The organism is Citrobacter sp. Cpo100 (assembly GCF_030332595.1).
Lineage (GTDB): Bacteria > Pseudomonadota > Gammaproteobacteria > Enterobacterales > Enterobacteriaceae > Citrobacter > Citrobacter portucalensis.
The window spans coordinates 1-213 of record NZ_JAOWHM010000019.1 but is presented as its reverse complement, the minus strand read 5'-3'; the positions used below and the strand labels follow the sequence as shown (position 1 = coordinate 213).

At 67.1% G+C, this 213-nt stretch carries 1 protein-coding gene; it reads right to left on the bottom strand.

The window, feature by feature from the left end; all coding sequences use genetic code 11:
- The coding region (locus tag OGX96_RS00755; RefSeq protein ID WP_286582008.1) for a hypothetical protein at nucleotides 1-213 on the bottom strand (213 nt) is incomplete at both ends.

The window sequence follows — 213 nt, the reverse complement described above, 5'->3', positions numbered from 1 at the left end:
CGGGGAGTACCTCATCCGGCTCCGGTACCCGCTCAGCCCACCCCAGTATCCACCACGGCCCCTGCGGACTGTTTGTGGCCAGGTACTGATGCGGGCTCAGGCGGGTGTCTTCCGGCAGCGCCTGCCAGAGCAGGTGCAGGGGATGACTCTCGTGCAGTTTCGCCACGCCACCACGGGCGAGCCAGAAGCGTTCGCTGCGGCTGAAGGCCACTT